Source organism: uncultured Bacteroides sp. (assembly GCF_947632445.1).
GTDB lineage: Bacteria > Bacteroidota > Bacteroidia > Bacteroidales > Bacteroidaceae > Bacteroides.
Genome location: NZ_CANRPM010000111.1, coordinates 1 through 5,228 on the forward strand (window position 1 = coordinate 1; position 5,228 = coordinate 5,228).

Annotated in this window: 2 tRNA genes and 3 rRNA genes; all 5 read left to right on the forward strand. The window is 53.4% G+C overall.

The window, feature by feature from the left end:
* The first annotated feature begins 189 nt into the window (after window positions 1–189).
* Window positions 190–1,719, forward strand: a 16S ribosomal RNA gene (locus tag Q0Z70_RS12935).
* Window positions 1,720–1,849: 130 nt separating this feature from the next.
* Window positions 1,850–1,923: transfer RNA gene (locus Q0Z70_RS12940), tRNA-Ile, on the forward strand.
* A gap of 7 nt (window positions 1,924–1,930) precedes the next feature.
* Window positions 1,931–2,004: transfer RNA gene (locus Q0Z70_RS12945), tRNA-Ala, on the forward strand.
* Between the two features lie 141 nt (window positions 2,005–2,145).
* Window positions 2,146–5,032, forward strand: a 23S ribosomal RNA gene (locus Q0Z70_RS12950).
* A 70-nt stretch (window positions 5,033–5,102) separates the two neighbouring features.
* Window positions 5,103–5,213: ribosomal RNA gene (rrf, locus tag Q0Z70_RS12955) — 5S ribosomal RNA — on the forward strand.
* Together the 16S, 23S and 5S rRNA genes with 2 tRNA genes alongside form the textbook arrangement of a ribosomal RNA operon.
* The last annotated feature ends 15 nt before the right edge of the window (window positions 5,214–5,228 follow it).

Consider the following 5,228-nt stretch of genomic DNA (forward strand, 5'->3'; position numbering starts at 1 on the left):
AGAAGAGCGTTCTTTGAAGAGATTCCATATAAACAATACAGTAGTACAAGAGCAAGACTGTTGACAGTCTTGGGTAAAAGAGAGAACCGTCAAGACCTGCGGAATGCAGGGAATGAAGATTTGATCCGTAATCCTGACAGAGCAGACTCCGTCCGGTTGCCTGGGCATCCGGGCGCAGAAGATACACATACAATGAAGAGTTTGATCCTGGCTCAGGATGAACGCTAGCTACAGGCTTAACACATGCAAGTCGAGGGGCAGCATGGCCGGAGCTATCTCCGGCTGATGGCGACCGGCGCACGGGTGAGTAACACGTATCCAACCTGCCGGTTACCCGGGGATAGCCTTTCGAAAGAAAGATTAATACCCGATGGCATGGAATTGGCGCATGCCAAATCCATTAAAGATTGATCGGTAACCGATGGGGATGCGTTCCATTAGATAGTAGGCGGGGTAACGGCCCACCTAGTCGGCGATGGATAGGGGTTCTGAGAGGAAGGTCCCCCACATTGGAACTGAGACACGGTCCAAACTCCTACGGGAGGCAGCAGTGAGGAATATTGGTCAATGGGCGCGAGCCTGAACCAGCCAAGTAGCGTGAAGGAAGACGGCCCTACGGGTTGTAAACTTCTTTTATACGGGAATAAGAACGTCCACGAGTGGATGCGTGCATGTACCGTATGAATAAGCATCGGCTAACTCCGTGCCAGCAGCCGCGGTAATACGGAGGATGCGAGCGTTATCCGGATTTATTGGGTTTAAAGGGAGCGTAGACGGGTCCTTAAGTCAGTTGTGAAAGTTTGCGGCTCAACCGTAGAATTGCAGTTGAAACTGGGGGCCTTGAGTGCGGCATAGGCAGGCGGAATTCGTGGTGTAGCGGTGAAATGCATAGATATCACGAAGAACTCCGATTGCGAAGGCAGCCTGCTGGACCGTAACTGACGTTGATGCTCGAAAGTGCGGGTATCAAACAGGATTAGATACCCTGGTAGTCCGCACAGTAAACGATGAATACCCGCTGTTGGCGATAGACGGCCAGCGGCCAAGCGAAAGCGTTAAGTATTCCACCTGGGGAGTACGCCGGCAACGGTGAAACTCAAAGGAATTGACGGGGGCCCGCACAAGCGGAGGAACATGTGGTTTAATTCGATGATACGCGAGGAACCTTACCCGGGCTTGAACTGCAGCGGTCAGGTGTGGAGACACACCGTCGAGCGATCGCCGCTGCGGAGGTGCTGCATGGTTGTCGTCAGCTCGTGCCGTGAGGTGTCGGCTTAAGTGCCATAACGAGCGCAACCCCTACCGACAGTTGCCATCAGGTAACGCTGGGGACTCCGTCGGGACTGCCGTCGTAAGATGTGAGGAAGGTGGGGATGACGTCAAATCAGCACGGCCCTTACGTCCGGGGCTACACACGTGTTACAATGGGGGGTACAGCAGGCAGCTACCGGGCGACCGGATGCGAATCCCGAAATCCCCTCTCAGTTCGGACTGGAGTCTGCAACCCGACTCCACGAAGCTGGATTCGCTAGTAATCGCGCATCAGCCACGGCGCGGTGAATACGTTCCCGGGCCTTGTACACACCGCCCGTCAAGCCATGAAAGCCGGGGGTACCTGAAGTGCGTAACCGTAAGGAGCGCCCTAGGGTAAAACCGGTGATTGGGGCTAAGTCGTAACAAGGTAGCCGTACCGGAAGGTGCGGCTGGAACACCTCCTTTCTGGAGCGGTTACGGAGGAGAGTGCCGGTTCTTTTTGTTATCACATAAGAACCTCTTGTACTAAGGTTTTGTTTATCCAGATAAAGTGAGAAAAGAAGAAGCCGGGCCGGAAGGCTGGGGTTTGACTGACAGTCCTATAGCTCAGTTGGTTAGAGCGCTACACTGATAATGTAGAGGTCGGCAGTTCAACTCTGCCTGGGACTACTCCGAAGGGGGATTAGCTCAGCTGGCTAGAGCACCTGCTTTGCAAGCAGGGGGTCAACGGTTCGAATCCGTTATTCTCCACGATGGGATGGACGTAGCGGCGAGTGCGTTGTGCGTATTGTGCTCGGTGTCATCCCGGCGTTCTATGACATGTTGTGACAGGAAAAAGAGAAAGCTGAAAGTATATGCCGTCCCGGGCCGGAAGGTTCGGACGGAAACGGCAAAAAAGCAAGTAAGGGCACATGGCGGATGCCTTGGCTCTCGGAGGCGATGAAGGACGTGATAAGCTGCGAAAAGCTGCGGGCAGGTGCAAATAACCGTTGATCCGCGGATCTCCGAATGGGACAACCCAATGTTTTGAAGAGACATTATCCGGCGTTATGCCGGAGGCCAACGCAGGGAACTGAAACATCTTAGTACCTGCAGGAAAAGAAAATAACAATGATTCCCCCAGTAGTGGCGAGCGAACGGGGAATAGCCCAAACCGGCTATGTTACGGCATATCCGGGGTAGTAGGACCGCGCGGTTGCAAGACGTTCCGTGAGTGGAAGCTTCTGGAAAGGAGTTCCGCAGAGGGTGAGAGACCCGTACACGAAGCGGACGGAAGCATAGCGGTATCCTGAGTAGCGCGGAGCACGAGGAATTCTGCGTGAATCGGCCGGGCCCATCCGGCAAGGCTAAATACTCCCGAGAGACCGATAGTGGACCAGTACTGTGAAGGAAAGGTGAAAAGCACTTCGAACAGAAGAGTGAAACAGACCCTGAAACCATGTGCCTACAAGCGGTCGGAGCGCCGTAAGGCGTGACGGCGTGCCTTTTGCATAATGAACCTACGAGTTGCTTTTTCCGGCAAGGTTAAGGGTCATGAAGACCTGTAGCCGAAGCGAAAGCGAGTCTGAAGAGGGCGTACAGTCGGAAGGAGCAGACGCGAAACCAAGTGATCTACCCTTGGCCAGGCTGAAGGATGGGTAACACCATCTGGAGGGCCGAACCAATAAGCGTTGAAAAGCTTCTGGATGAGCTGAGGGTGGGGGTGAAAGGCCAATCAAACTTGGAGATAGCTCGTACTCCCCGAAATGCATTTAGGTGCAGCCTTGACAAGTTCTGACGTGAGGTAGAGCGACTGATAAGATGCGAGGGCTTCACCGCCTATCAAGTCTTGACAAACTCCGAATGCGCGTCAGTTGGAAGTCAGGAGTGAGGGCATGGGTGCTAAGGTCCATGTCCGAGAGGAGAACAATCCGGACCAGCGGCTAAGGTCCCGAAATGAATACTGAGTTGAACTAACGAAGTCAGATTGCTAGGACAGCTAGGATGTTGGCTTGGAAGCAGCCATTCATTTAAAGAGTGCGTAACAGCTCACTAGTCGAGGAGTTTGGCGTGGATAATAATCGGGCATAAGTATTCTGCCGAAGCCCTGGAATCTTAGGTGATTGGTAGGGGAGCATTCCACTCTGCGTAGAAGGCGTACCGTGAGGTATTCTGGAGCGTGTGGAAAAGCAAATGTAGGTATAAGTAACGATAAGGCAGGCGAGAAACCTGCCCGCCGCAAGACTAAGGTTTCCTGATCAACGCTAATCGGATCAGGGTAAGTCGGGTCCTAAGGCTCAGCCGAAAGGCGAGGCCGATGGCAGAACCGGTTAATATTCCGGTACTACCTTCAGGAGTGATGCGGTGACGGAGTTGTGACAGTGCCGCCGGCTGACGGAATAGCCGGTTGAAGGGTGTAGATGTCGATTGCTGCAGGCAAATCCACGGCAAGAGTCGACCCTGACAGTATGGTGCGTCCTTCGGGACAATCCAATAGTGCACGTAACCGTACTCCCGAGAAAAACCGCTAAACGCAATCCTGCAGGTACCCGTACCGCAAACGGACACACGTAGTCGGGTAGAATATACTGAGGCGCTTGAGTGAATCACGGTTAAGGAACTAGGCAAACTGACCCTGTAACTTCGGGAAAAAGGGTCCTCGATGCGAGTCGAGGCGCAGAGAATAGGTCCAGGCAACTGTTTACCAAAAACACAGGGCTGTGCGAAATTGCAAGATGAAGTATACAGCCTGACACCTGCCCGGTGCTGGAAGGTTAAGAGGAGGCGTCATCGTCAAGAGAAGCGTTGAATTGAAGCCCCAGTAAACGGCGGCCGTAACTATAACGGTCCTAAGGTAGCGAAATTCCTTGTCGGGTAAGTTCCGACCTGCACGAATGGTGTAATGATCCGGACGCTGTCTCAACCGTGAGCTCAGTGAAATTGTAGTATCGGTGAAGATGCCGATTACCCGCGATGGGACGAAAAGACCCCGTGAACCTTTACTATAGCTTAACATTGAATTTGGGCATCCGATGTGTAGGATAGGCCGGAGGCAAAGAGTCAGTGACGCCAGTCATTGGGGAGCCGCCGTTGAAATACGGCCCTTCGGTTGTTTGAGTTCTAACTCCCGTTTGTGGAGGACACTGTTTGGCGGGTAGTTTGACTGGGGTGGTCGCCTCCAAAAGCGTAACGGAGGCTTCTAAAGGTGCCCTCAGGACGATCGGTAACCGTCCGCAGAGTGTAATGGCATAAGGGCGCTTGACTGGGAGACCGACAAGTCGATCAGGTAGGAAACTAGAGCATAGTGATCCGGTGTTTCTGTATGGAAAGGACATCGCTCAAAGGATAAAAGGTACTCCGGGGATAACAGGCTGATCCCTCCCAAGAGCTCATATCGACGGAGGGGTTTGGCACCTCGATGTCGGCTCGTCACATCCTGGGGCTGGAGAAGGTCCCAAGGGTTGGGCTGTTCGCCCATTAAAGTGGCACGCGAGCTGGGTTCAGAACGTCGTGAGACAGTTCGGTCTCTATCTATCGTGGGCGCATGAAATTTGCGTGGTTCTGACACTAGTACGAGAGGACCGTGTCGGACTGACCTCTGGTCTGCCGGTTGTGCCGCCAGGTGCATTGCCGGGTATCCATGTCGGGATCGGATAAGCGCTGAAAGCATCTAAGTGCGAAGCCGGCCACAAGATAAGATTTCTTTGAGGGTCGTCATAGACGATGACGTTGATAGGACGCAGGTGTAAAGGTGGTGACACCAAAGCCGAGCGTTACTAATTGCCCGGAGCTTGTTTGCCCGTCCGAGTGGGATGGTATATACGTTCAGTGAGATTTTTTTTCCTGTCCTCCGTTGTCATTATTACAATTCAGGTGGCTACAGCACCGGGGTTCCACCTCTTCCCATTCCGAACAGAGAAGTTAAGCCCGGTCACGCCGATGGTACTGCGTAACAGTGGGAGAGTAGGTCGCCGCCGTTTTTTCAGTGGGAGTCC